This is a genomic window from Enterococcus durans, assembly GCF_002277935.1.
Classification (GTDB): domain Bacteria; phylum Bacillota; class Bacilli; order Lactobacillales; family Enterococcaceae; genus Enterococcus_B; species Enterococcus_B durans.
Window position 1 is genome coordinate 1,556,153 of the sequence record NZ_CP022930.1, and the last position, 25,831, is coordinate 1,581,983.

The following is a 25,831-nucleotide window of genomic DNA, read 5'->3' on the forward strand; positions in this document are numbered from 1 at the left end:
TAAGTGACATATTTTTGCGCATAACGGGCGAATCGGATATAGAATAAATAAGAGAAGAGGCTGGGACAGAAGTGTTTAACTCCGAGAAATAAGAAGAAATTCACGAAAATTGCTTTTCAAATTTTTGTGAATTTCGGCTTATTTAAGAAGGAGTTGCTTCTGCTCCCACCGTTTATTCGTTTTTAGAGAATGAGACAAAAGTGTTTCTTACTTTTGTCCCACGCTCTTTCTGATTTAGGGGCTAAAGAGTAACGTACTGCCTCTATTGATTCGATTCTCGTTCTAGTTCATTATCTCGTTTTAAGCTTTGTTTGGCAATTGATAGCTCTACATCTAGATCATCTAGATCATCGGATACGAATTTTTGATAATCTTGCGCGATCAGGCTAGCTAATTGATCGATGATCACTGCACTTTCTTCTAGTTTTGCATAAGTCTGTTTATTTTTGATCTCATGATCATTGATCTCGATATATTTATTGGTCAAATCAATTAGATTTGGCAAGTGTGTATAAAGAAACTGACTTGCTTCATGCAAACGATGGGGCTCTTTCACTAATTCTTTAAAGAGTGCCTTGGCTGCTTTGACCGTATCATGTCGAAGATCGATTGATTTAAGTTTTGCTGTTTGCTGCATATTTTGTTGTAGTTGGCTGATCTCTGTCTTTGTCTGATTCATTGTTTGTCTGAAAAAAGTGATTTCGCTTGGGGTCATCCCGCTTTCTTCGTAATGTGCTTCTAATTCTTTTGAAAGATCAGGTATTTCTGCCGGTCTTTTTTTCTTTTTGCTAGAACCGAATAGTCCCCAAATGATAAAAACTGTTCCTACTACCAGCAGTAGCGTGATCAAAGAATAACCACTCACACGGATATAAAAAAAAGCTATTAGTAAAGCTACTATCCATCGCCAATTTCGTTTTAACATATTAAGCCCTCCATCTTTTCTTACATTCATGAGTAACTGAATTCCTCTTATCATCTACATCCTTATTTTAGCACAATAGCTGTCATAAATAGTATCGGACTAAAGAAGGATTTTAAAGATTTAGAGAATTTCTAAGCTTTGCTATGGTAAACTAAATAGGACGATTCAAGAAAAATTGAAAAAATAAACGAAAGCAGTTATCATTACAAAAGAAAGCAGGGAAAGCGATGCTTGAATTTGAACAGTTTGAAGAAAAGACGATCAATCGTAAAGAAATCTATCATGGTGCTATCATCGACGTGGCATTGGATGATGTTAGATTACCAGACGGAAAAACGGCAAAGCGTGAATTGGTTTTTCACCCTGGCGGAGTGGGGATCATCGCTTTTGATACAGCTGACCGATTGCTCTTAGTAAAGCAATTCCGTAAACCATTAGAAAAAGTGATATTAGAAATTCCAGCAGGCAAAATAGATCCAGGTGAAGGACAGGAACCGGAGCGAACAGCTGCCAGAGAGCTCGAAGAAGAGACGGGCTATCGCCCTGGAAAACTGACGCATTTAACGTCTATGTATCTGTCACCGGGGTTTGCAAATGAACTGCTGCATATTTATCATGCAACTGATTTAGAGAAAATAGCACAGCCACTTGCGCAAGATGAAGATGAAGTTTTGGAATTATATGCTCTTACATTAGAAGAAGCAAAGCAAGCAATGGCGGATCAAGTGATCTGTGATGCAAAAACGATTTATGCTGTTCAATATTGGGAATTATTGATGAAGGGAAGAGGGATCGGTTGATGGCCAAAGGACCGCTGATTACGAGAAGTGAACTACGTAGACGACAGCAGACGCAAGCCCAAGAATCACTAAAGAGGCAAAGGAAAGAAGAGGCCGCGTACCAACAAGAAGAAAAGAAGATCGCTAGTTTTTATCGTAAAGAAAACAAAAAAAATAAACCAATAACAAAAACGCGTGTCAGTGAACGTGAAAAAACAAAAAAATGGAATTCATTTTTGATGAAATCCTTGATTATTGTTATTGTACTATTGTGTGCTGTATTTTTAGCAGTGGCATTTATTTAGAAAGAAGGAAATGAAATGAAAATCGGTATTATTGGCGCTATGGAAGAAGAAGTAAAAATCTTAAGAAAAAATTTAAGTGAACCATTATCTTGGGAACGAGCAGGAGCATTATTTATTTCAGGCTCACTCGGACGACATGAGGTAATCGTTGTTCGTTCAGGAATTGGTAAAGTATTGGCATCAGTGACAACAAGTTTATTGATCCAACAATATGGTGTAAATATGGTGATCAATACTGGTTCTGCTGGCGGAATCGGTGAAGGCTTAAGTGTTGGTGATATTGTTATATCTGATAAAGTAGCTTATTTTGATGCGGATGCAACTGGATTTGGCTACGAACCGGGACAATTACCAGGCATGCCGCTATATTATGAAGCAAGTACTTATTTGCGAACAGAGATGGCTAAAGCAGCCAAATCAGCGAATCTTAATGTTAAAGAAGGGTTGATCGTTACAGGGGATACTTTTGTCGACTCGCCAGATAAAGTAAAAGAAATTTTGACTAATTTCCCAGAGGCACTTGCTTGTGAAATGGAAGGGGCAGCGGTTGGACAAACAGCTCGCCAGTTCAATATCCCATTTTTAATCGTTCGAGCAATGAGTGATACAGCAGATCATTCAGCGACACAAAGCTTTGACGAATTTATCGAAGATGCCGGGAAACGTTCAGCTGAGATGGTTATTGAATTTGTCAAACATCTTGTATAAGGAGAGGCTAATATGAAAGCTTTGATTTCGATAGATTACACGTATGATTTTGTTGCAGATGATGGAAAGCTGACGACCGCTAAAGATGGCCAAGCCATTGAAAACCAGCTGGTTACCCACACGAAAGACTTTATCGATAAGGGAGAGTTTGTCGTATTCGCAATCGATGGACATGATAGTGCAGATCATTTTCATCCGGAAAACCAGTTGTTTCCACCACATAACCTGATAGGCACTAGTGGTCGGGATCTGTTCGGTAAATTGAAGGATCTATATGATGAAAATAAGCAACGAGAAAATGTCTATTGGATAGATAAGCGACATTATTCTGCTTTTAGCGGAACAGATTTGGATATCCGTTTACGGGAAAGAAAAATCACTGACCTTTATTTGACTGGTGTCTGTACAGATATTTGTGTCTTGCATACAGCGGTGGATGCTTATAATTTAGGCTATCAATTATTCATTTATGAAGATGCTGTTGCAAGCTTTGATCCAATCGGACATGCGTGGGCATTGAAACATTTTGAGACTACTTTAGGGGCGAAAATCATCCGAAAATAGGTTCTTCCACGCTGCATTCAATTGTCAGAGGAATGAAAATAGCTAACGGATTTCATGAAATGGAAGAAATTAGGATCGAAGTGTGAAACTTGAATTATTTTTTGAACTTCTGATTTTCGTTGGTGTTCAAATCTATAGGAAGAGATCGAAACAAAAGTCGTTTAGGTTTGATAAATTGAAGAGGGAAGAGGAGGCTGGGACAGAAGTGTTTAACTCCGAGAAATAAGAAGAAATGAACGAAAATTGCTTTTCAAATTTTTGTGAATTTCGGCTTATTTAAGAAGGAGTTGCTTCTGCTCCCACCGTTTATTCGGAGTTAGAGTCTGTGGAAAAACTGATTTTTAGTTTTGTCCCACGCTCCTCTTTTTTGAAATTTCCGAAAAACCTGACTTTTGGACGCCGTTTATCCGGAATTAAAATCTGTAGTAAATCTGTTTTTTTAGATTTGTCCCACATTCTTCCTACGTTTAGTCAAGTACTTTTTTCTATTGGTTTTTATCAAGAAAAAAGTATACGAAATAAGCCTAATAAATTAGAAATTTTTTTATTAGGTATGCTATAATTCTAGGTAAGGATATATTCCTTATTGGTCGTTAGAGGCCGTGTATGAGTAATCATACGGACTTGAATGTCGTACCATCGAATGGAGACATTTCAAGAGCTTGTTGATGCAGGCGACGAGCGCAACCTTATGCTTTTTGGGCGAAGGTTGCGTTTTTAGTTTATAGTAATAGTCCACAAGATGATTGGGCCCCGCCGCTTGTTGTCGAATCATGTTCATCATAATAAAATACAAATTTTTTCGGGCCTTCGGATTCCCATGTTTATTCATGTGTTCTTTGGCTGTATATTTTCCAGATTGATATCTTCTGGTATCAACACCGACGAAAGCATTCAATTGCTTATGAGAAGAAAAACGCCGAATATCCCCTAATTCACCAATAATGAGTCCTGCAGAAAGTTCACCAATTCCAGGGATACTTTGATAGAAATCAAATTCTATTGTTTGTTTCGCAATGTCAACTAGCTGTTTGGCGAGTTGTTCTTTTGTTACAAGCAATTGTTTCAATTGTTGGGCATAATACACGACTTTTTGAACAGAAATACTTTGTCCAGATTCAGCTGGATAAGAATTTTGCGCAAGTGAAAGTAAGGTTTGTGCTTTAGCCAAGGCTTTTTGATCGGAGATTTTTTTATCCGTATTTTTCTTTAACACATTTTTTACCTTAGTTTGGCTTAAGTGTGCCAAGTAATCAGGGTGGGGGAAAAGTTCGACAAGATTCAAGGCGAGTTTTGATAACCTGTTCGTGAAAAGTGTTTCCAATTCTGGGAAAGTCAATTGTAAAGCGGTATGCAGGTTCATTCTCGTGCGTTTAATGTCCCTTTCAATTTGTTGATAAAAGCGTGCAAAATCGCGTGTTTGTTTATAGACTTCTGTTTGAGATTGTTTTTGTTTCCGCAAAAATTGACCGTGTGTTTGTGCCAGTCGATGGGCATCTCGTTTATCCGTTTTGACTGAACGTAAGTCAATATTCAGTTGTCTTTTCGCTTCTAAAGGGTTTAATAAACAATAGGCGAAATGATTCTTTTGACAAAAAGTTTCAATGACTCTTGAATAAACCCCCGTTGCTTCAAAAACGATTTGTGGTCGTTCTGGAAGAGCATAAATTTCTTGAAGAAGTGCATTGAAATGTGTTTTATCGTGAAGAATTTCTTGTTCAAAAAGACAAGTATTTTCATGATAAATAACGACATAACTTTTTCCCATTGAGACATCTAAAGCAAGTACATACATAATTTTCATCTCCTAAGAAGTGTTGAAAGATTCTTCACTGCTTCATTTCGTTCCTAATTTCCTTTACACGGGCTCGAAGCCCCAACATACTTAAACCAGGTTTTAAAATGACAGTGAAGAAGACCATTTTTTGTTTGGGACTCGTAGTCCAAGAAAGTGTGGTCGGTCTTTCTTTCACAACCAACTATACGCTTAAAAGAGCGTTAGAGGGTAATTTCATCCGTCGATGAATTTACCCTCTAATCTTAGTATGTTTCTTTTGTTATGTTTTTCTAGGGTGCACAGTCTTTATAAAGCTTATTTTGTGATGTTTAAATCTTTCGGAAATATAACTGTTGTTACTAATCTATTTTTTGTTGACATAAACTGAAAAGTACGTAATACTCCTATAGTAAGCGCTTACTAATTTTCTGGGAGGTTATTTTTTGAAGAATAAATGGCAAACAACAGTTATACTAGCTTCAACTTTTCTTTTGGTAACGACACCTATGATAACCAGTGCCACACAAGCTTTAACAGAAGATCCTATTCTTATTGAAAATAATGCACACGTGAACAATGAAGGGTATAGCGATGAGGGGGAACAAATGGAAGAAGCGAATCAACAAGCAGTAGATGACCAAAATACACAGAAGGTTGAAATAGAACCAGATCTTGAAACAGAACCAAATCTTGAACAGGAGTCGGTTGCTGAGGAACGTTGGCAAGGAGTCGTCTTCGGTGAAAGTACTAGTGCAAGCAAATATCAGATTGAGTCAACGAATAATAGCGTGCGGTTATCTTCCACGAATAACGGGGGAAAATTCCAATCTAGCGGGTCAGATGGTATCACGTTTTATTATCATCCAGTAAGTAAAGAAACGAATTTTTCATTGAAGGCCACGATTGAGATCGAGTCTTGGACATACACGAATGCCCAAGAAGGTTTTGCGGTCATGGTCAGAGATAGCGTCCCAAAATCAAATCTATTCGGGCAATCATTTTATTCTAATTCGTTTTCTTTATTGGGAAGTCGAATCGAGTATCTTTGGAATTCAGATACAAAAGAAGTAGTTAGTGGAAATGGCAGTAAATACACCATGCGATTAGGCTTGGGAAGCAGGACGATCACAGGGATATCTCCTGATAGTCCAGAATCAGCTCCAGCCCCTGGCAGTGTCAAAGTAGAAACAGCACCAATGGAAACTTCGGCTGGGCTACAGGAAAAAGAAGCTGGCTCGTATAATATTTTTGGTAATGGCAACGGTAATCTATTTCCAGCAACCGATAATCTAACGAAAATCTCTGTAGAAATGAAAAAAACGAATACAGGGTTTGAAGCCTATTACTATGACAGCAGCACAGGCAAAGAACTGGCAAACGAGATCATGTACGATTGGGAAGAATTGTATGGTTCTTCTGAAGAGGAAATCTATGTCGGTTTTGCAGCAGCACGAAATATGACGATCAAAGTGGATGAGATCGATCTAACTTTTTCAGATCCAGCCACCGATCCTCCAGCAAAAGAACGACCAAACAAAATCATCGAGCCAATCTATAGTGTCACGTCAAGCAACTATTCAGGAGATGCGAACCACGTGCTATCCTTTAAAACGAATGCGGACGGACAGCTGACGATCGTGAATCGACAAACCAATGAAATCATTGGTGAGGCGAAAGATGTTGCCATTCAAGCAAATAAAGAACAACAATTTGAAACAAAATTAATGACCGGAGAAAATCATTTTACTTTTCGTTTTACACCAGACAAAAACTTTCCGCCGGAAGATTATACAGTGCTGGCGAATTATGATACTCAAGAAATCAAGCATACCGTGGTCCATCAACAGCACAGCTACTCTACGCTCTATGTCACACCAACGGGGACAGCAACTGGGAGTGGGAGTAAACAAAATCCCCTTTCATTAACGGAAGCACTCAAATATGCTAGTGGAGGCCAAATCATTGTCCTAAGTTCAGGGACATATGCTTTACCTAACGGACTCAGTATCCCAAAAGGTATCAATGGCACAAAGGAATTACCAATCTATTTGATTGCGGAAAAGAATAAGGAGAATCAGCGCCCTATTTTTGATTTTTGTGGCACGGGTAATGGGTTGACTGTTTGGGGCAACCATTGGATACTAAGAGGATTTGACATTACAAATAGTGCGGCGATGCAAAAAGGGATGCAAATCTCTGGTAATTACAATGTAGTTGAGGATATCCATGCATACCGCAATGGAAATACAGGAATTCAAATCAGCGGCAGCTCAAACGACCCGTTTGAAGCATGGCCAGCACATAACTTGATCAAAAATTGTACTTCTTTCGAAAATGCTGACCCAGGATTTGAAGATGCAGATGGGTTTGCGGCAAAATTGACAGTTGGAGAAGGCAATCTATTTGATGGCTGTATTGCCTACCATAATGCTGATGACGGTTGGGATCTATTTGCGAAAAATGAAACAGGCTCAATCGGGAAAGTAGTGATCAAAAATTCGGTTGCTTATCGAAATGGCTGGATTCCTGGGGTCAACGGAGAAGGGAATGGGAACGGCTTTAAAATGGGAGGTTCCTCACTCTCTGGAAAGCACGAATTGATCAATAGTCTTTCTTTTGAAAACTTGGCGAAAGGAATCGATTCCAATAGCGGAACGGACATCATCGTCAAAAGCAGCACAAGCTTTAATAATGGTTCATACAATGTTGCGCTCTATACTTCGTCAGCCAGTGAGACGGCTTTCGAAACATCAGGAATTCTATCATTTCGAACAACAGGGTTAGATATAAGGGAACAGATCCAACTATTGAAGCAAGAAAAAGAGGATGTTTTCCATGAATTGAACTATTTATGGAATGAACAGACAAAGCGCTCTGAAAATCATTTAGGCAGTCAAATTTTAGAGGAGTGGTTCGACCATCTAGACACTTCAGATGAAACGAAAGAACCGGTTTCTCGATATGAGAATGGGAGCATCAACGTCTTTGGATTGATGCAGATAAAGCCAGAATTTCGACGAACAGACGGAAAGAAAAACAACGGTGTTCCTCTTTCTGTGGGAGCTATTTTGGACGAAACAAGTTCACCATTCTCGGATTATCCAGTAGTTGAACTGGAAAAGGAGCGCGAACCAAATCAGACACAGCCGACAGAAGAGAACAATCCCATTATCATAAAAGAAGCCAATGGGATACGAGAAGAAGCGGAGAAACATATTACAGAACAGAAGCCATTTACAGTGTGGGTAGCTGATTTTGCTCCAGCGGATCCGTTAGAAGCAGTTAAAGGCGACATGCGTTACTTTCCTGTTGAATGGCGTATCGATGAAGCTGGTATGTCCGGAGCTTTTTCGGATTCACTCGCTACAATATCTGCGCCTAGGCAGGGGGCATATGTTCTTTCTGTGTGGTACCGTACAGAAATATTTGATGGAATGACATGGATCAAGCACGCTGATAGAGTAAGTCAAGAGAAAAAAATCAATAGCTTAGCAGGAAAAACAACAGAATCAACTACCGATGAATCAGATAAAGGGAAAGAGACAGGGCAATCTAAAGAAAATGAAACAGACAAAAATAAATTGCCAACTACTGGTGAAAAAACGAATTACTTCATCACAGCATTGGGTGTAACGCTCATTTGTGCAGTCGTGCTTTACATGACAAGGGAAAAAAAGAAGGCATGATACGAATAACTTTGAAAAAATAAAATTTGTTAAAAAAGAGAACGAGGGCAAAAGTACAGAATACTTTTGTCCCTCGTTCTCTTTTTGGTCAAGGCATGTTGTTCACCATTTTACCAAATATGCACGCGTTTTTCTGGTTTTTGGTACATTTCATCTTGTTCAGTGATTCCAAAAGTTTCATAAAATTCATCAATGTTTTGTAGTTGGACATTGGCTCTTAGCTTAGCTGGTGCATGGACATCGATTTGTAAAAGCAACTGTTGGTATTCTTTTTTGGCTTTTGTACGCCAGATCGTTGCCCAGCTGACAAAAAATTCTTCAAATGAAAAATCTTTTTCAGATTTAGCAGCTTCTAAAGCACAACTTAAACCACCAGCATCAGCGATATTTTCAGAAACGGTCAACTTACCATTCACAGTGGCATCTGCAAGTGATAAACCGTCAAATTCGTCAATCATCGCTTGGGCTTTATTTTGGAATTGTTCCAGATCTTCTTCTGTCCACCAGTTATTCAAATTACCAAACTCATCGAACTTGGCACCGTTGTTATCAAAAGCGTGTGAAATTTCATGGGCGATCACTGCGCCGATCCCACCAAAGTTTGCGGAACTTGATTGTTCTAAACTGTAGAATGGGGCTTGTAAGATAGCCGCAGGGAAAACAATGACATTTCTAAATGGGTGATAGTAAGCATTCACAGTATCTGCACTCATTTCCCACTCTGAACGATCAACAGGTTGATTCCATTTGCTAAAACGATCTTTAGCTTCGATTTTACTAAAAGCTAAGGCATTGGAGAGTAGTGTGCCGCCGTCTTCTGCAGTGACTGTTTTATATGCATCGAAACGAGCGGGGATGCTCTCAGGATAACCAACTTGAACACCTAATTTATCTAGTTTGATTATAGCTTTTTCTTTGGTTGCTTGACTAAGCCAGCTATTTTCTTCTAGACGTTTTTTATACACACGAATCATTTCTTTGATCATATTCTCTACGTCTTTTTTAGCAATCTCACCAAAATATTTTTTCCCATAATAGTCACCAACGACTTGGTCAAATTGTCCAGAAGCCAAATAGTACGCAGCTTTCTTTGGTGCCATTGCTTCTTCGGTACCTGAAAGTGTACGAGAAAAAATGCCGCTGACTTGTCTGAATTCTTCTGATAAATAGCTGCTTAAAGAGCGAACCGTCCGCACGATCATCCAACTTTTGATCAGTGGAAAATGTTCAGTCGTTAATAGTTCAGCTAAATGGTCAAAATATCCTGGATCAGTCACGATGACTTTATCTGGTGTTGTTCCAAGTAACCCAACAGATAGTTTTTCTAAATCGATCGTAGCCGTATGACCGATAAATTCTTCAAATGATTGAGGATTGTACATTTTACTGTAGTCTGCATTTTCTTCCGCACTTTTTACATGAGGAGCAATCAGTTTATCGAATTGAATGGCTTGTTCTACGATTGCTTCAGCTTGACCTTTATCTTTTCCAGAAAGCTCCAATAATTGGACCATCATATCAAAGAACACGTTTAGTAGTTCTGCACCATTCGGATGTTCTGGTGCGTAATATGTTTTATCAGGTAAGAATAAAGAAGGTGGATAAGCAAAAAAGGCATTTGTTTGTGCATTTTTCATATCCGCATCTACATCAAGTGAAAATGGGAGGGGTAAACTATCAAGTACCCATTCTGGAAGTTGTTGGTTCAATGCATCAAATGAGTTTATTTTTTCAATACGTTCAAGCAGTGGAAGTAATGGTTTTTCTGCTAATTGATTTCTTCTATCATAATCATTTGCAATTTGGTAAAAGCGAAGAAAATGAGCCATTTTTTCAGATGGAACGAACTCGGGGTGTGCGAGTAATTCGTCAATTTCATTCATTAATAGGTCATCGATCCCAACAACCAATTCTTGGAATCCGCCAGTAACGGGTTTATCCGCTGGTATTTTGGCAGTTTTGAGCCATTCTTCATTTACTGCTTCATAAAAATCTTGTTTTAAAAGTTCTTTGTTCATTTACTCATCGCTCCTTTTTATTTAATGTTTTTATTATCGTATAAAATCACTGAATAAACAATGGAAAGGAATAGAAGTTTAGAAATAATGAGGATTTCTATGAAAAGAGAAGGCACTGTTTCCTAGTCAAACTGATTTGTTTTTGCCCCTATTTCCCTTATAATGAAAGAAACGGAGGTGATTGAGCTTGAAAAATAAAGTCGAACGATCTGCGTATCTTATAATAGATGGTGAAGCAAAGAGCGTAGCGGCGACAGAAAATTTGCTCACGGATCAGGGACAGGTGTATCTAGCCATGATCTTTCAGAATGAAAGCTATATTATTGTTGATCAGACTGGAAAGCCAGTAGAGTATTGCCCGACAGAAGATACGTACGTTGATGCTATTGGGCATTCGACCATTTTTACTGCGATGGCAGAAAAGACAAGTTGTTTTTCTGAAGAAAATGATTTGCTAGAAAAAGCACTGGAATGGAATCGAACAAAAAAAGGCAAAGCATATCTGCTCGATTGTTGGGTGGGGTTACCTGCAAAACGTTTCGCTTCTTATAAAAAATGGCGCACACCTTCGGGCTATCTTTGCGGAACTTATGCAGCAGCTGTTTTACTTGCTTATTATCAAGACTTTCGCGATGAGTTATCACTTCCTGAAGAGATTCGAAAAAAAGGATCACCGATAGATGAGCCCCTCAGCAGTGAATTGAAAAAAATAATCCAGCCTTTAGGATTACCGACCATTCCACTTCAAGTAAGTGGTGGGCTATCGAGATTTTTGAAAAAAACAGACAATCCTTTTTCTGCTAGAAATACGATCATTGGTTCTTGGCAGCGGGCCACCAAAAGAATTCGTCAAGGAAAACCAGTGATGGTTGGGATTTTGAAAATACTTGGCAGTCCTTATGGCAATCATTGGGTGACAGCATATGCGTATTATGAATCTGTCTCTGGTGAACGTTTTTATAAAGTCCACGATAATTGGGGAGATTATCAACGAATAATTCCTGCAAGTTGGGGGAATGGAACAGTCTCCCTTCCGTAATTATTTGCAGAAATTACCAGAAAATGTTGGCAAAGTATGTTAAACTATCGAAGAATAGAGAAGTTTGGGGAGGACTACATGAGTAAAAAGTATCAGGATGACACGTTGAAAATCTTTAGTTTGAATGGGAATCGTCCATTAGCAGAAAAAATTGCGAAGGTCTTTGGGACAGAACTAGGAAAAAGTGTCGTAAAACAATTTAGTGATGGTGAAATTTCGATCAATATTGAAGAAAGTATCCGTGGCGATCATGTGTACATCGTACAGTCAACCAATGCGCCTGTAAATGATCACTATCTCGAATTATTGATCATGATCGATGCGATGAAACGTGCAAGCGCCAAAACGATCAATGTCGTACTACCTTATTATGGGTATGCAAGACAAGACCGCACAGCAAAACCACACGAACCAATCACAGCGAAATTGATTGCTAATCTAATTGAAGAAGCTGGTGCAACTCGTGTGTTGACTTTGGATCTGCACACTGTCCAAGTACAAGGATTTTTCGATATCCCTGTTGATAATTTATTTACAATGCCTTTGTTTGCTCATTATTATCGTCAACTTGGTTTGACGGGGGATGATATTGTTGTTGTTTCACCAAAAAATAGTGGTGTCCAACGTGCTAGAAGCCTTTCTGAATATCTGGATAGTACACTGGCAATCGTAGACCACGCAGATGATGCTGATGTGAATAGCGGTTATGTGATCGGGAACGTACAAGGAAAAACATGCATCATGGTAGATGATATCCTTAATACTGGTGCGACATTTGCCCGTGCAGCGAATGTATTGAAAGAAAATGGTGCGAAAGATGTTTATGCTTGTGCATCTCATGGATTATTATCTGTTCCTGCGAAACAAATCTTAGATGAAGCGCCAATCAAAGATATTTGTATCACTGATTCTGTCTTCACAACTGAAGATCGTCATCCAGAAAACTTGACGATCGTTACATGCTCTGAATTGATGGGAGAAGCGGTAAAACGTATCCACGAAAATACACCAATGAGTCCATTGTTCCGTCTAGAAGAAAAAGAGTTTGATTAATCGTTAGCGATAGGACAAATAGAAATTCGCCCAACTAGCTTCTACTTAGTAAGCAGTTGAGCGAATTTATTTTTTATTTTTGGTAACTTTGATATTCTGTGCTAGAATGTGCCTAGTTATATCTGGAAGGGATGAAAAAAGTTGGAAAAAATTTATTTGGATCATGCGGCGACCACACCGATGCATCCACAAGTAATCACTGAAATGACTATGATCATGCAAGAAACATTCGGAAATCCGTCAAGTATCCATGGCTTTGGTCGCTTGGCGCACGAAAAATTAGAGACCGCTAGACAAATCATTGCGGATACTTTGCAGGTGAATGACCATGAAATCATTTTTAACAGCGGTGGAACAGAAGGAGATAATACGGCAATCCTAGAAACAGCTTTTTCAAGAAAAGCGGAAGGCAAGCACCTGATCACTACAGCCATCGAACATCCTGCAGTTTTGAATGCGATGAAGTATTTAGAAACAAAAGGATTTGAGGTTACATATTTACCTGTAGATGAAAAAGGAAATATTTCATTGGAAGACTTTGAACAAGCCTTAAGAGAAGATACGATCCTAGTTTCGATCATGTACGGGAACAATGAGATCGGGAACTTGATGCCAATCAAGGAAATAGGAGAAAGACTGCGCGAGCATCCTGCTTATTTCCATACCGATGCAGTCCAAGCTTATGGTAACCAAACGATCCATCCCAAAGATCTAGGTATTGATCTACTAAGCGTTTCAGCGCATAAAATCAATGGACCTAAAGGAGTCGGCTTTTTATATAAGAAAGATGGGGTCAATATTCCCGCAATGCTTCTAGGTGGTGAACAAGAAGAAAAACGCCGTGCTGGAACAGAAAATCTTGCTGGAATCTGGGGAATGGCAAAAGCAGCGGAACTTCTAACGGTTGAAGAACGTGAAGCGAGAAGTGAAAAATATGCGGGATTCCAACAAATGATTTTAGAGGAATTAGAAAAACAAGGGATTGATGTTCAAGTAAACGGGGACCTAGAAAATAAATTGCCTCACGTGCTGAACCTTCGTTTGCCAGGGGTCGTAAATGATTTGCTGTTAATGAAATTAGACCTTAACGGTATCGCTATTTCCACTGGTTCAGCTTGTACAGCGGGGAATATCGAACCTTCCCATGTATTAGAAGCAATGTATGGAAAAGACACACCAATCTTGAAAGAATCGATTCGGATCAGCTTTGGTTATGGCAACACGAAAGAAGACATTCAAAAATTTACTCAGCAACTAGTCGGTGCTATCAAGTAAAAAGCGTGTTCGAAAAAGTATCCAACTCTGAAAAATAAGAAGACAACCACGAGAATCTACTGTTCGATTTCTGTGGTTGTCTTCTTATTTTCACAGGGGCTATTTCTAGTGCTTGCTATTGAAAGAAATCAAATGAACAAACGGCGAATGTTGTAGAAGTTCTCAATGACAACGGGCTTGTAGTTTTTAGTATTGCTCAAGGATAAAAAACTACACGAAATGAAGGACGAACAAGGAACGTATGTGGGATATCTTGAATTCAAAACAAGGATGGCCCCAAGCAGTAAAAAGGACCATCCTCGTTCGTTTTAATTATGGTTTTGATTCAGTGTGACTCAAATCAACACGCTTTTTTAATTTTCCACATTTCTCACATAATCATCAAAATACTTGATCAAATCATTTTTTATTTTCTGATAGTCTTCTTCACTATAGACTTTGTCCTCAATTTTTCCTTGAAAGAAAGGAATCTCCAAGTCTTCTCGTAGACGATCTAAAACTTCTTCTTTATCCATTTCGTTCCTCCATGATCAGTCAAAATAAACGCAGACACATTCTGGCGCATAAATATCTTTTTGGCGTACTGACAGTAAACCAGTAGCTGCATCACGAGAATAAAGAGTAAGATTATCCGTGTTTTGGTTTGCACATACTAGATAGTTATTCTCTGGATCCAGTGCAAAATCTCTTGGAAAATCCCCTTCAGTTGAAATGATTTGAATGTTTTCTAAGGTGTACTCATCAGGCGAAACAGCAAACACCGCAATTGAATTATGCCCACGATTTGAAGCATAGACATAATTGCCATCTTTAGAGATACGGATCGCAGCGCCACCGTTTTCTCCTTGGAAATCTTCGGGTAAAGTACTGATTTTTTGTTTTTCAGTAAAGCTTCCGTGTGCTGCATCATATTGTAGTACGCGGACCGTACTATCTAATTCGCCAAATAAATAAGCAATCTTTTGATTTGTGGGATGAAAAACAAGATGACGTGGGCCAGTTCCGGGTTCTGCAACGAATTCAGCCACAGCAGTCAATTTTCCTTCTTTTGACACATCGTACGTATAGACACGATCTGTTCCCAGATCACAAACAACTAATCGATTATCAGGCGTCAAGTCTGTGTAGTGGACATGAGCATGGTCTTGATTTTTGTGCGGACCAGTTTCTTCTTGATGAAACACTGCATCTGTAGCTTCTAATCCACCATTCTCAAGAATACGGTAAACATTTACTTCACCTTTGTGGTAATTTGCGCCGTAAACAAGCTGTCTTGTTTCATCAACGGCTACATAGCACAAAGGAGCTCCTGATTCTGTTACCGCATTCAAAAACTGAAATTCACGATCGTATGCACCAGCTCCGCCTAGTCCATCGATACTTGTGACAGTGTAAAGATTACCAGCTTTGCTTTTCGACAAATAAGTAGGGCTATTTTCTTTCGTTGCTAATTCTAGACCTGTCAATTCACCCTTTTCGTTATCCAGATTGATTGTATAAATTCCTTCACTGACACGTCTTGTATATGTCCCTAAAATGATTTTTTCCATCATTTTATCCCTCCTGAAATTTTATGAAATAGGTTTCTTTTTTTATTTTAGCACATAACTATTCATGGCGGTTAAACAAAGAGAATATGTTATACTTGTTTTGTACGCAAAGAAATTTTTTGTAGTGAGGGAGAGAATGTTATGATTCATGCAACGATAAAAGAAATTGGCGCCAAAGCAGTGAGCGATCAAGAACCGATCTTGATTCTATTCGATCAAACAGCGACATCTGCCTTGCGGAATTATTCAATTATTCAAGAAATCAGTTCAAAAGAAGCCTTTCAATTGAAGAAAGGTGGAATGATCTCTTTTGATCAGCAAGAATATACAATCGATTATGTGGGAACGATGGCGAATGAAAATTTGACTTCTGTTGGACACGTTACGTTGATTTTTGAGAGTCATACGGAAGACAGTGGTATTGCAAATGGTATCTATTTATCACCACATCAACTTCCTGAACTCCATGTAGGTACAGAGATTAAATACAGGTAGGTGGAAAAATGGAAGAAAAAAATAAAAAATCAAGACCTATTTCTTGGTTCTGGCGTTGGTTCTTGAATAATCAGGTCGTGACGTCATTACTAGTGGTGCTTTTAGTCTTACTTATCGTTTTTCTATTTACGAAAGTATCCTATTTATTTGAACCAATCTGGCAGTTTTTAGCGATCGTTGGCTTGCCGATTATTTTAGCGGGTATTTTGTACTATTTGATGAATCCAGTGGTTGATTATTTAGAGAAACAACGAATACCGCGAATCTACAGTATCATTGGATTATTTGTTCTCGTTGTGGCTTTGATCGTTTGGGGATCAGTGGTTATCATTCCTAAAATCCAAGAGCAAACAGTCAGTTTTGTCGGTAATTTTCCTAAATATGTAGATACGATCGATAATAAATTGACGGAGATTTTAAGGGACCCGCTATTTAATCAGTTTAGAGATCAATTGGAATCTGCGGGAGAAAAGTTCGTAAGTTCAGCTGGAGATATGTTACAAGATATCTCTAAAAGTACCGTTCAAAGTTTGGGTAGTTTTGTCGGGGCTGTAGCGACGGTCTTGGTTGCTGTGTTGACGATGCCATTTATTCTCTTCTATCTATTGAAGGATGGGAAACAACTTGCACCGTATTTTGTTAAATTCTTGCCAACTCGTATGCGGAAACCAACATTAAAAGTTTTAGGGGAAATGAATGACCAAGTGTCTTCTTATATCCGTGGGCAATTAACTGTTGCGTTTGCTGTAGCAATCATGTTTATGATCGGTTTTGCGATTATTGGTTTGGATTATGCAGTTACTCTAGGGATAGTCGCAGGATTTTTAAACCTTATTCCTTATCTAGGATCATTCTTAGCAATGATTCCAGCAGTGTTTTTAGCAATCGTTGCAGGGCCAGTGATGTTAGTGAAAGTGCTGATCGTCTTTGCTTTGGAGCAAACAATCGAAGGGCGTTTGATTTCTCCGCTTGTTCTAGGAAATCAGCTAGCAATTCATCCTGTCACCATCTTACTGGTGTTGCTGACTTCTGGTAAATTATTTGGGATCATCGGTGTGATTTTAGGGATTCCGGTATATGCTGCTGCGAAAGTGATCATTTCACATGTCTTCGAATGGTACACTACTATTTCTAGTTTATATGAAGAAAAAAACAACGAGTTATAAAAAAAAGATTCAAAAATAGGCTGTAATGATCTTTAAAAGCTAGTCCGCTAACTTTTTAGAGATCGGTTCAGAAATTCCTATTTTTGAATCTTTTTTCTTTTAAAAAATTTTTTTGCTGATCGATTTAGAATGTTTTACCAAATTCTGTGGCTTTATCCAAAGCTGATTGCATCAATTCTTCAGCACGATCAGGCGCATAGTCGATACCTTCAATAAATAATTGATCGACTTGATCGATACCGACAAAGTTCAAAATCCCTTTGACATATTGTGAAGCAAAGTCTTGACCATTGTAAACTCCACCGTTTGATTGGATATGCAATGCTTTTTTACCAGAAACTAATCCTTCTGGACCATTTTCAGTGTAGCGGAACGTTTTACCAGCTACATTGACAGTATCGAACCAAGCTTTTAGTTTTGTAGGAATATTCAAATTCCATAAAGCATTGGCGATAACGATTTTATCTGAAGCAAGAAATTGATCCGTCAATTCATTGAAACGAGCAATTTTGTGTTGTTGGCTTTCGGATAAAGTAGAGAATTCAGCACCTGCACGAAGCGCTTCCCAACCTGAAAGCAATTCTTCATCGATTTCTGGGATATCATCACGGTAAAGTTCTAGGACGGTAACCTCATCGTCCGGATGACTTTCTTTGTAACTATCTAAAAAAGCAGATAATGCTTTAACTGAACGAGATTCTTGTGCAGTTAAAGGGTGACCTTTTACTACTAATACTGATGCCATAATATCTCTCCTTTTATAATTGTTGTTATGTGGCTAACAAAATAAGTTTACTTGAAGGAGAAAAGGCTATCAAGCTTTTTTATAAAGGTTCCATTTCAAATAAAAAAAACAGTTGTTTTCATGAAAAAAATCATGCAAATCACTTGCAAAACAATTACCTGGTGTTATAATGACATAGTGTCATATGACAGTGTGTCATTTTTAGAAGGAAGGAGGCTACCTATGCCTAAGCAGACTTTTTTTCATTTACCTGAAGAAAAAAAGAAACGACTATTAGAAGCAGCAAGAGTTGAGTTCTCAAGAGTCCCGTTAAAAGATGCTTCTATCGCTAATATCGTGAAGATAGCTGAAATCCCTCGCGGTAGTTTTTATCAATATTTTGAGGACAAAGAAGATCTTTATTTCTATTACTTTGAAACAGTGCGACGTGATAGTTCTAGAGACATGATCCAATTGATGAAAGAAGCCGATGGTGATTTGTTCAAGGGATTCGAATTGTATTTTACAAAGATGATCCGCGATATCTTAGTGGGAGAAAATGCTGCTTTTTATCGAAATTTGTTCATGAATATGGATTATCGTGCTTCCCGTAAAGTGGTGCCCCATGCTAGAGGGGATCAGCATCATCCCCATGAAGAGCATAAACAAGATGCGAAAGAACTGGTTGAGTTGATCGATCGCACTACACTAAAAATCAAAAATGACCATGAGATGGAATTATTGATCCAAGTAGTGATGAGTACATTTTTTACGACAATCGCTCATTCTTATAAAACATTCTCAAAATCCAAAGATTACTCTGTTGAACAAGCAATCGAAGAATTCAAATTGAAATTGTCTTGGTTGAAAAATGGAGTGTATAAATAGAAAGAAGGGTACTACATGCTAAAAGTTTTTAAACGGATATCATTGACTTCGGCGATTGCTGCTACGATATTTATGGTTATCCAAGTCTTCGCAGATCTTTACTTGCCGACACTGACCTCTAATATTATTGATAAAGGGGTAGCAAAAGGAGATGTCGATTATATCTGGCAGACTGGTTTTGTTATGATCGGCTTTTCTTTGATCAGTATTTTTGCGGCAATTGCAAATACCTATTTTGCAACACGAGAATCACAGAAATTAGGAAAACAATTACGTACAGATGTTTATAAAAAATCAGAAAGCTTGACCAAAGACGCCTTTGATAAATATGGAACAGCTTCTTTGATTACACGAACAACCAATGATGTGACCCAGATCCAAATGGTTACGCAAATGTTTCTAAGAATGATGATCAATGCACCGATTACATTGGTGGGTGCAAGTTTCTTAGCTTATCAAAAAGACCATGAATTAACGAAAATTTTCTTAGTTGTTATCCCTGTCATGATCGTTTTGATTGGTGGGATCATGTTTTTTGCTGTTCCATTGTTCAAGAGTATGCAGAAAAAGACAGACCGCTTGAACTTGGTATTTCGTGAAGGACTGACAGGCGTACGTGTTATTCGTGCCTTTGATAAAACACGATTTGAAGAAAATCGTTTTGATTTAGCGAATAAAGATTATACGAATACAGCGATTAAAGTAAATACGATCGTTGCATTGATGATGCCGATGATGACATTGATCATGAGTGGTACAAATGTAGCAATTACCTGGTTTGGTGGTCACTACATAGCAGATATGACTTTAGAAGTAGGGAACCTAATTGCATTCATGACATATGCGATGCAGATTTTGATTAGCTTCATGATGCTGTCAGCCATTTTTATCATGGTGCCTAGAGCACAAGCATCTGCTGATCGTATCAATGAAGTACTAGATGAAGAAGTAGGGATCAATGACCCTAAAGATCCTAAAAAATTGGCTCTTGCAGGAAAAAATGCCACACTTGCTTTTGAGCATGTCAATTATCGCTATCATGGGGCGGAGAAATTAGCCTTAGAAGATATTGATTTTTCTGCCAAATCTGGGGAGATCGTTGCAATCATTGGAGGTACTGGTTCAGGGAAAACGACTTTAGTCAATCTTATCCCACGCTTGTATGATATTGAATCTGGTGCCATCAAGATCAATGGAACAAGTATCAGTGAAGTGACACAATACAACTTGAGAGAATTGATGGGCTTTGTTCCGCAAAAAGCGATGCTCTTTTCTGGAACGATCAGAGAAAATATGCAATATGGTAAAGCAGATGCAACGGATGAAATGATTTGGAAAGCATTAGAAATTGCTCAAGCGAAAGAATTTGTCTCAGAATTAGAAGATGGGTTAGATAGCCACGTAGAACAAGGTGGCGGGAACTTCTCTGGTGGTCAAAGACAACGACTGGCTATTGCACGGGCTTTAGTCAAACCAGCAGATGTCTATGTCTTCGATGATTCATTTTCAGCTTTAGACTTTAAAACAGATGCAAATCTTCGTCAAGCATTGAAACAAAATATGACACAAAGCATTACGGTATTAGTTGCTCAACGTGTAAGTACTGTTATGGACGCTGATACGATCTTAGTATTAGATGAAGGAAAATTAGTCGGTAAAGGAACACATGATGAACTACTTAAAACAAATGAAACGTATCAAGAGATCGTTCATTCGCAATTGAGAGAGGAGGATCTACATGAGTAAAGAAAATACGAAACCTTCTCGTGGACCAATGGGTGGCGGACATGGACCTGGACGCAACATTGGCGTTAAAGGAGAAAAACCTAAGAATTTTTGGGGAACAGTTAGACGATTATTTGGGTATATGTCCAAACGTTTAGTTGCGATCATTGCCGTTTTTGTGTTGGCGATTGCAGCTGTAATCTTCCAAATCCAAACACCTAAAGTATTAGGGAAAGCGACAACGGAAATATTCAATGGTGTCATGGCAGGTGCTAAACAGATGCAAGCAGGCCAACAGATATCAAAATTTCCGATTGATTTTGATAAAATTGCACAAATCATTGCGACAGTTATCTTAATGTATTTGATTTCTGCGGTATTCAACTTTTTACAACAATTTATCATGACTAGAGTTTCACAACGAACAGTGTATGAACTACGACATGATCTAGAAGCAAAAATGAACCGAGTACCTATTTCTTACTATGATACACATACAAATGGGGACATCATGTCTAGAGCTATCAATGACATGGATAACATTGCAAGTACGCTTCAACAAAACTTGACGCAATTTGTAACGAGTGCCGTCACATTGATCGGGGTTATCGTCATGATGCTTTCTATCAGTTGGCAGTTAACGTTGGTAGCATTATTGATGATTCCTTTAAGTTTGATCATCGTCATGATCATTGCGCCAAAATCACAAATATTCTTTGCTGATCAACAAAAGAGTCTAGGACTTTTAAATAATCAGGTAGAAGAAACGTATAGTGGACATACGATCGTTAAAACATTTAACCATACAGCAAAAGACCAAGAAGTCTTTGAAGAAGAAAATCAAAAACTATACGCGGCAGGTTGGAAAGCTCAGTTCATTTCAGCAATCATCATGCCTTTGATGAACTTTGTTAAAAACTTGGGGTATGTATTTGTTGCTGTTCTTGGGGGTGTCAAAGTTGCGAATGGGAATATGTCCCTTGGTGATGTTCAAGCCTTCTTGCAATATACGACACAATTTTCACAACCAATCACGCAGCTAGCAAGTTTGATGAATACGATCCAATCAACAGTTGCTTCTGCAGAACGTGTTTTTGAAGTCTTAGATGAAGCAGAGATGACAGAGGAAAAATCAGGATTGCCAGTAGAAAAAGATACACCTTACAAAGTACGTTTTGAAAATGTACAATTTGGCTATTCTCCAGATAGTTTATTGATGACTGATTTCAGTTTAGATGTAAAACCGGGAGAAATGGTTGCTATCGTAGGACCTACAGGGGCAGGGAAAACCACCTTGATCAACCTGTTAGAACGATTCTATGATGTTTCGGGCGGAAGCATTCGTTACGATGGTGTTGACACGAGAGATCTTTCACGAGATGTCTTACGTGCACAGTTCTCTATGGTACTTCAAGATACTTGGTTATTCACAGGGACGATCTATGACAATATCAAGTATGGGAACGAAGATGCAACAGATGAACAAGTAATCGAAGCTGCTAAGGCAGCCCATGTCGATGACTTTGTTCGCAAATTACCAGAAGGCTATAATACAGTATTAAACGAAGATGCCAGCAACATTTCTCAAGGTCAAAGACAATTGATTACGATTGCGCGAGCATTCCTTGCTAATCCAGATGTCTTGATCCTTGATGAAGCTACCTCTAGTGTAGATACACGAACTGAGATCTTGATTCAAAAAGCGATGAATCGTTTATTAGAAAACCGAACAAGTTTTGTGGTAGCTCACCGTCTGTCAACGATTCGTGATGCAGATAACATTATCGTTATGAATCATGGTTCGATCGTTGAAACAGGTAATCATGATACTTTGATGGAAAAAGATGGTTTTTATGCTGATTTGTATAATAGTCAATTTTCAGAGGAAGAAGCTTCATAAGTTGAAAATTAACGCACGAGACATAGATTGTTTCGTGCGTTTTATTTTTTATAACTATCGTTTTTTCACTATTTTATTAAAATTATATGAAAAAGCGAGAATTCTCACATTTTTTTTTATAAAAATCTATTTATCGCTTGAAAGAAATGGGAACCATCGTTAAAATAAAGCTTGACGTAGAGGGGAGCAAGAATGATGAAAGATTTTAAATTGGGGTCTGCTACCTATTTGAAAAGCGTGGCAATCCGGGTGAAAGACCGAGATAAAATGATTGATTTTTATAAGAATACAATTGGCTTTGATTTGAAACGGGAAGAAAACGAACTAGCTATTCTAGGAACGGAAGAGCGTGACAGTGAAATGCTATTGCTTGAAGAAAGCCCCAGAGCAGATGATCACTTCGGGGAGATCAAAAAGCTCAACCGCTTCTCATTGATTATTCCAAGTGTAGAAGAAATGGCAGATATTCTATGCCGTATCCGCAAGACGAATTACGTAATTGAAAAAGCATTAGAAGACCAAGGCCGTATGGGTATCTTATTAAAAGATCCAGAAGGTAATGAATTAGAGATCTATCACGAAGATGGAACAGTAGAGAAGTCTGCAGATCCAGAAAATTTGGATCAAGAATCGTTGTTGCGAAAATCTGAAGAAAAGTATGAAAAATTATCAGCAGGCTCTTATTTTGAAAAAATCCACTTAAACGTAATCGATAGTGCCAAAGAACGTAAGTTTCTTGAAAGCTTACTTGGTTTAAAAGTCCATAATGAAAAAAACGAATGGTATGTTTTAAATGAAGGGGACTTCCATGTTGGTCTGACTGAAGCAACGAGTGAAGCAATCCAACTTCCGACCCACGAAGTGATTGGCTTAGACTTTTTGAAGTTTGTGATCAGCCAAGAGAATATGGAAGAACTTGTCCAACATTTAAAAGAATATTCAGTTGATTTCTTCTTAGATAAAAAGCACACAGTATTGACCATCTATGATGCAATCGGAATCGAATGGTGGTTTGTGACAGATTCTAAAGAAGAAAAAAAATAAATTAGCGTGTGAAAGTTGCTCCTAGCGTATTGATATGTCATACGTAGGAGTTTTTTATTTATATTTTTCATCCTTGGTTTTTAGCATAAAAGTCTAAAATATTGGAAAAATCTTGCTTCTCCTGAAAGAAAGCTATATGCTTTGGGCATGGAACGAAAGAGTATCCTTCGAAAGAAAGGGAGAGGAACATGTATCCAGAAACAAAACAATTGATTTTAAAAAAATTAGAAGAAGGCTATTATCCTGGTGTCGTTGGCGCATTCATCCGAAAAAATGAAGTTGAACGTTTCTTTGCTGGAAACGCTCAGGTTGTCCCGGAGATCCAGCCTATGGAAGAAGACTTGCTTTTTGATGCAGCATCTTTGACAAAAGTGATTGCGACAACTAGTTTGGTCTTGCGTTTGTGGGAAGATGGAAAAATTGAGTTGGATCGTCCGCTTGCAGATTATTTACCAGCTTTTGACAATCAAACGATCACGATCCGGCACTTATTGACCCATACGTCTGATATCCAAACGTGGATTCCTGATCGTGATCAACTTTCACAAGAAGAGTTGATTGCTGCTTACCTTAAACTTCAACCAGGAGATCAGTTAGGAAAGGCTGTGAAATACACTGATGCAGGCACGATCTTGTTAGGGTTCATGTTGGAAGAGATTTTTCAAGAACCAGCAACAGAATTGTTCCAAGAACAAGTGTTGGAACCATTAGGGATGATGAATAGCCTCTTTTTACCCTATCCATCCAAACGAATCGTACCAACGCAACAATTGGCATCAGGAGAAGTCTTGCGGGGGATCACACATGATCCAAAAGCAAGGGTCTTAGCAGAACATGCAGGCAATGCGGGTTTATTTATCGATTTAGAAGATAGCATCAAATTTGTCAAAATGTATCTGGATAAAGGGAAAACTGCGAATGGTCAGTTTTTAGAAGAAAGAACGATCCAAGAGCTTTTGCAAGATCAAACACCACTTCAAAATGGAAATCGATCATTGGGATGGGATTTGAAAAGAGATGTGACCGATTATCATCCAATTCTCTTTCATACTGGTTATACGGGTACATTTTTATTGATTGACTTGATCAATCAAACAGCGTTCATCTTTTTATCCAATCGTGTCCATCCAGAAGACCATCGTGAGGCGTATATTGAATGTCGCGATGAGATCGTTGAAAATTTTTTGAAAGAGAAAGCGTTATTAAACAAATAATGCTATAATAATCATGAAAATCGAGAGGAGTTATAATGATGCAAGAACCTATGTTTTTAAAACCAGTCTTTCAAGAAAAAATCTGGGGAGGTAGCCGGCTGAAATCCGTATTTGGTTTTGATATCCCTAATGACAAAATCGGGGAAGATTGGGCAATCAGCGCACATCCACATGGCGTTAGCGTTGTAGAAAATGGCGAATTCAAAGGTCAAAAATTAGATGATCTATGGAAAGAACATAAGGAGTTATTTGGTCATCCAACGGAACCAGTTTTCCCATTGTTAATCAAAATATTGGATGCTGAAGATGAACTTTCTGTACAAGTCCATCCAGATGATGCCTATGGAATGAAACATGAAGGAGAACTAGGAAAAACAGAATGCTGGTACATCATAGATGCTGAGCCAGGTGCTGAGATCATTTATGGGCATCATGCGAAGACCAGAGAAGAATTGGCTGAAATGATCAAAGAAGGCCGCTGGGACGATTTGTTGAAAAAAGTTCCCGTCAAAAAAGGTGACTTTTTCTATGTTCCTAGTGGAACGATCCATGCAATCGGCAAAGGAATCATGATTTTAGAAACACAACAAAGTTCAGACACGACTTATCGTGTGTATGACTATGATAGAAAAGATGCAAGCGGTCAGAAACGGGAGCTACACATCCAACAATCGATCGATGTGACTACTGTACCTGCAAAAACACCAGAATTACAAATCAAAGAAGTTCGAAAAGGACAATCTTCTATTGTTACTTACTTAGAAACTGAGTTTTTCAATGTGTATGAATGGGATATCAAAGGGATCACTTCCTTCAAAAAACAAGCACCTTATACATTGGCGACAGTAATCGATGGCGCTGGGGAATTGATCGTGGATAATCAGACATACCTGTTAGAAAAAGGAACAAGCTTCATTCTACCGAACGAGATCAACGAATGGACTGTTCAAGGAGAACTAACAATCATTGCCTCTGAACCAGGGAAATAATTCGTGC

General features: G+C 38.4%; 23 protein-coding genes. 17 read left to right on the forward strand and 6 right to left on the reverse strand.

Features of this window, described 5'->3' with window-relative positions; genetic code table 11:
* Positions 1 to 262 precede the first annotated feature (262 nt).
* Complete coding sequence (locus tag CJZ72_RS07395; RefSeq protein ID WP_081135829.1) at positions 263 to 925, reverse strand: 5-bromo-4-chloroindolyl phosphate hydrolysis family protein; 663 nt, start codon at positions 923 to 925, stop codon at positions 263 to 265.
* A 227-nt stretch (positions 926 to 1,152) separates the two neighbouring features.
* On the opposite strand from CJZ72_RS07395, the gene CJZ72_RS07400 reads away from it, so the two are divergent.
* The 5 genes from CJZ72_RS07400 to CJZ72_RS07420 all read left to right on the forward strand — a co-directional run bounded on the left by CJZ72_RS07400 (position 1,153) and on the right by CJZ72_RS07420 (position 3,843).
* A complete protein-coding gene (locus tag CJZ72_RS07400; protein WP_081135832.1) occupies positions 1,153 to 1,725 on the forward strand; it encodes an NUDIX hydrolase in 573 nt (190 codons plus the stop codon).
* On the forward strand, positions 1,725 to 2,009 hold the full coding sequence (gene macP / locus CJZ72_RS07405) for a cell wall synthase accessory phosphoprotein MacP (RefSeq protein ID WP_081135834.1): 285 nt from the start codon (positions 1,725 to 1,727) through the stop codon (positions 2,007 to 2,009). Before CJZ72_RS07400 ends, macP begins: the two co-directional genes overlap by 1 nt.
* A 15-nt stretch (positions 2,010 to 2,024) precedes the next feature.
* Positions 2,025 to 2,717, forward strand: a complete 693-nt coding sequence (locus CJZ72_RS07410) for a 5'-methylthioadenosine/adenosylhomocysteine nucleosidase (RefSeq protein ID WP_081135837.1) — start codon at positions 2,025 to 2,027, stop codon at positions 2,715 to 2,717.
* Positions 2,718 to 2,729: 12 nt separating this feature from the next.
* Complete coding sequence (locus CJZ72_RS07415; protein ID WP_081135839.1) at positions 2,730 to 3,281, forward strand: cysteine hydrolase family protein; 552 nt, start codon at positions 2,730 to 2,732, stop codon at positions 3,279 to 3,281.
* Between the two features lie 325 nt (positions 3,282 to 3,606).
* Positions 3,607 to 3,843, forward strand: a complete 237-nt coding sequence (locus CJZ72_RS07420; RefSeq protein ID WP_095443727.1) for a hypothetical protein — start codon at positions 3,607 to 3,609, stop codon at positions 3,841 to 3,843.
* A 21-nt stretch (positions 3,844 to 3,864) separates the two neighbouring features.
* Here CJZ72_RS07420 and CJZ72_RS07425 read toward each other — a convergent pair whose 3' ends face one another.
* Entirely contained in the window at positions 3,865 to 5,085 is a 1,221-nt protein-coding gene (locus tag CJZ72_RS07425) for an IS110 family RNA-guided transposase (protein WP_095443576.1), read from the reverse strand.
* 416 nt (positions 5,086 to 5,501) lie between these two features.
* On the opposite strand from CJZ72_RS07425, the gene CJZ72_RS07430 reads away from it, so the two are divergent.
* Entirely contained in the window at positions 5,502 to 8,744 is a 3,243-nt protein-coding gene (locus tag CJZ72_RS07430) for a right-handed parallel beta-helix repeat-containing protein (RefSeq protein ID WP_081134596.1), read from the forward strand.
* 110 nt (positions 8,745 to 8,854) lie between these two features.
* On the opposite strand, the gene CJZ72_RS07435 is transcribed toward CJZ72_RS07430, so the two are convergent.
* Positions 8,855 to 10,762 carry a M13 family metallopeptidase gene (locus CJZ72_RS07435; RefSeq protein WP_081134594.1) on the reverse strand — a complete coding sequence of 636 codons (1,908 nt, stop codon included), beginning with the start codon at positions 10,760 to 10,762 and terminating at the stop codon, positions 8,855 to 8,857.
* Between the two features lie 187 nt (positions 10,763 to 10,949).
* On the opposite strand from CJZ72_RS07435, the gene CJZ72_RS07440 reads away from it, so the two are divergent.
* From CJZ72_RS07440 to CJZ72_RS07450, 3 genes are all read left to right on the forward strand, one after another.
* Positions 10,950 to 11,801, forward strand: coding sequence for a dihydrolipoamide dehydrogenase (locus tag CJZ72_RS07440; RefSeq protein ID WP_081134592.1), 852 nt, complete (start codon positions 10,950 to 10,952; stop codon positions 11,799 to 11,801).
* A gap of 78 nt (positions 11,802 to 11,879) precedes the next feature.
* Positions 11,880 to 12,854, forward strand: coding sequence for a ribose-phosphate diphosphokinase (locus CJZ72_RS07445; protein WP_081134590.1), 975 nt, complete (start codon positions 11,880 to 11,882; stop codon positions 12,852 to 12,854).
* 141 nt (positions 12,855 to 12,995) lie between these two features.
* Entirely contained in the window at positions 12,996 to 14,129 is a 1,134-nt protein-coding gene (locus CJZ72_RS07450; RefSeq protein WP_095443728.1) for a cysteine desulfurase family protein, read from the forward strand.
* A gap of 353 nt (positions 14,130 to 14,482) precedes the next feature.
* Here CJZ72_RS07450 and CJZ72_RS14495 read toward each other — a convergent pair whose 3' ends face one another.
* Positions 14,483 to 14,644, reverse strand: coding sequence for a hypothetical protein (locus tag CJZ72_RS14495; protein WP_095443729.1), 162 nt, complete (start codon positions 14,642 to 14,644; stop codon positions 14,483 to 14,485).
* Between the two features lie 15 nt (positions 14,645 to 14,659).
* Complete coding sequence (locus CJZ72_RS07460) at positions 14,660 to 15,682, reverse strand: lactonase family protein (protein WP_081134586.1); 1,023 nt, start codon at positions 15,680 to 15,682, stop codon at positions 14,660 to 14,662.
* Positions 15,683 to 15,820: 138 nt separating this feature from the next.
* Between CJZ72_RS07460 and CJZ72_RS07465 the strand changes: the two genes are divergently transcribed.
* Both CJZ72_RS07465 and CJZ72_RS07470 read left to right on the forward strand, forming a co-directional pair.
* Positions 15,821 to 16,174, forward strand: coding sequence for a PTS glucitol/sorbitol transporter subunit IIA (locus CJZ72_RS07465; RefSeq protein WP_005879320.1), 354 nt, complete (start codon positions 15,821 to 15,823; stop codon positions 16,172 to 16,174).
* An 8-nt stretch (positions 16,175 to 16,182) separates the two neighbouring features.
* On the forward strand, positions 16,183 to 17,340 hold the full coding sequence (locus CJZ72_RS07470; protein WP_081134584.1) for an AI-2E family transporter: 1,158 nt from the start codon (positions 16,183 to 16,185) through the stop codon (positions 17,338 to 17,340).
* A gap of 124 nt (positions 17,341 to 17,464) precedes the next feature.
* Here the strand turns inward: CJZ72_RS07470 and CJZ72_RS07475 are convergent, their stop codons facing one another.
* Complete coding sequence (locus CJZ72_RS07475) at positions 17,465 to 18,085, reverse strand: NAD(P)H-dependent oxidoreductase (protein WP_081134582.1); 621 nt, start codon at positions 18,083 to 18,085, stop codon at positions 17,465 to 17,467.
* 222 nt (positions 18,086 to 18,307) lie between these two features.
* Between CJZ72_RS07475 and CJZ72_RS07480 the strand changes: the two genes are divergently transcribed.
* The 6 genes from CJZ72_RS07480 to manA all read left to right on the forward strand — a co-directional run bounded on the left by CJZ72_RS07480 (position 18,308) and on the right by manA (position 25,824).
* A complete protein-coding gene (locus tag CJZ72_RS07480) occupies positions 18,308 to 18,952 on the forward strand; it encodes a TetR/AcrR family transcriptional regulator (protein WP_081134580.1) in 645 nt (214 codons plus the stop codon).
* Positions 18,953 to 18,967: 15 nt separating this feature from the next.
* On the forward strand, positions 18,968 to 20,698 hold the full coding sequence (locus CJZ72_RS07485; RefSeq protein ID WP_005879310.1) for an ABC transporter ATP-binding protein: 1,731 nt from the start codon (positions 18,968 to 18,970) through the stop codon (positions 20,696 to 20,698).
* Positions 20,691 to 22,577, forward strand: a complete 1,887-nt coding sequence (locus tag CJZ72_RS07490; protein ID WP_081134578.1) for an ABC transporter ATP-binding protein — start codon at positions 20,691 to 20,693, stop codon at positions 22,575 to 22,577. The genes CJZ72_RS07485 and CJZ72_RS07490 overlap by 8 nt, the downstream gene beginning before the upstream one ends.
* A gap of 195 nt (positions 22,578 to 22,772) precedes the next feature.
* Entirely contained in the window at positions 22,773 to 23,621 is an 849-nt protein-coding gene (locus CJZ72_RS07495; protein WP_095444038.1) for a VOC family protein, read from the forward strand.
* A gap of 188 nt (positions 23,622 to 23,809) precedes the next feature.
* Positions 23,810 to 24,835: a serine hydrolase domain-containing protein gene (locus tag CJZ72_RS07500; RefSeq protein ID WP_081134577.1), complete on the forward strand. Its 1,026-nt coding sequence runs from the start codon at positions 23,810 to 23,812 to the stop codon at positions 24,833 to 24,835.
* A gap of 38 nt (positions 24,836 to 24,873) precedes the next feature.
* Positions 24,874 to 25,824, forward strand: coding sequence for a mannose-6-phosphate isomerase, class I (gene manA / locus CJZ72_RS07505; protein WP_081134576.1), 951 nt, complete (start codon positions 24,874 to 24,876; stop codon positions 25,822 to 25,824).
* The last annotated feature ends 7 nt before the right edge of the window (positions 25,825 to 25,831 follow it).

Bases quoted from the DNA above. Each gene is read 5' to 3' on its own strand.
- CJZ72_RS07410 (WP_081135837.1), top strand. From the start codon at position 2,025: ATGAAAATCGGTATTATTGGCGCTATGGAAGAAGAAGTAAAAATCTTA.
- CJZ72_RS07460 (WP_081134586.1), bottom strand. From the start codon at position 15,682: ATGATGGAAAAAATCATTTTAGGGACATATACAAGACGTGTCAGTGAA.
- CJZ72_RS07465 (WP_005879320.1), top strand. From the start codon at position 15,821: ATGATTCATGCAACGATAAAAGAAATTGGCGCCAAAGCAGTGAGCGAT.
- CJZ72_RS07475 (WP_081134582.1), bottom strand. From the start codon at position 18,085: ATGGCATCAGTATTAGTAGTAAAAGGTCACCCTTTAACTGCACAAGAA.
- CJZ72_RS07425 (WP_095443576.1), bottom strand. From the start codon at position 5,085: ATGAAAATTATGTATGTACTTGCTTTAGATGTCTCAATGGGAAAAAGT.
- CJZ72_RS07470 (WP_081134584.1), top strand. From the start codon at position 16,183: ATGGAAGAAAAAAATAAAAAATCAAGACCTATTTCTTGGTTCTGGCGT.
- CJZ72_RS14495 (WP_095443729.1), bottom strand. From the start codon at position 14,644: ATGGATAAAGAAGAAGTTTTAGATCGTCTACGAGAAGACTTGGAGATT.
- CJZ72_RS07480 (WP_081134580.1), top strand. From the start codon at position 18,308: ATGCCTAAGCAGACTTTTTTTCATTTACCTGAAGAAAAAAAGAAACGA.
- CJZ72_RS07445 (WP_081134590.1), top strand. From the start codon at position 11,880: ATGAGTAAAAAGTATCAGGATGACACGTTGAAAATCTTTAGTTTGAAT.
- CJZ72_RS07415 (WP_081135839.1), top strand. From the start codon at position 2,730: ATGAAAGCTTTGATTTCGATAGATTACACGTATGATTTTGTTGCAGAT.
- CJZ72_RS07500 (WP_081134577.1), top strand. From the start codon at position 23,810: ATGTATCCAGAAACAAAACAATTGATTTTAAAAAAATTAGAAGAAGGC.
- CJZ72_RS07435 (WP_081134594.1), bottom strand. From the start codon at position 10,762: ATGAACAAAGAACTTTTAAAACAAGATTTTTATGAAGCAGTAAATGAA.
- manA (WP_081134576.1), top strand. From the start codon at position 24,874: ATGCAAGAACCTATGTTTTTAAAACCAGTCTTTCAAGAAAAAATCTGG.
- CJZ72_RS07395 (WP_081135829.1), bottom strand. From the start codon at position 925: ATGTTAAAACGAAATTGGCGATGGATAGTAGCTTTACTAATAGCTTTT.
- CJZ72_RS07400 (WP_081135832.1), top strand. From the start codon at position 1,153: ATGCTTGAATTTGAACAGTTTGAAGAAAAGACGATCAATCGTAAAGAA.
- macP (WP_081135834.1), top strand. From the start codon at position 1,725: ATGGCCAAAGGACCGCTGATTACGAGAAGTGAACTACGTAGACGACAG.
- CJZ72_RS07485 (WP_005879310.1), top strand. From the start codon at position 18,968: ATGCTAAAAGTTTTTAAACGGATATCATTGACTTCGGCGATTGCTGCT.
- CJZ72_RS07490 (WP_081134578.1), top strand. From the start codon at position 20,691: ATGAGTAAAGAAAATACGAAACCTTCTCGTGGACCAATGGGTGGCGGA.
- CJZ72_RS07495 (WP_095444038.1), top strand. From the start codon at position 22,773: ATGAAAGATTTTAAATTGGGGTCTGCTACCTATTTGAAAAGCGTGGCA.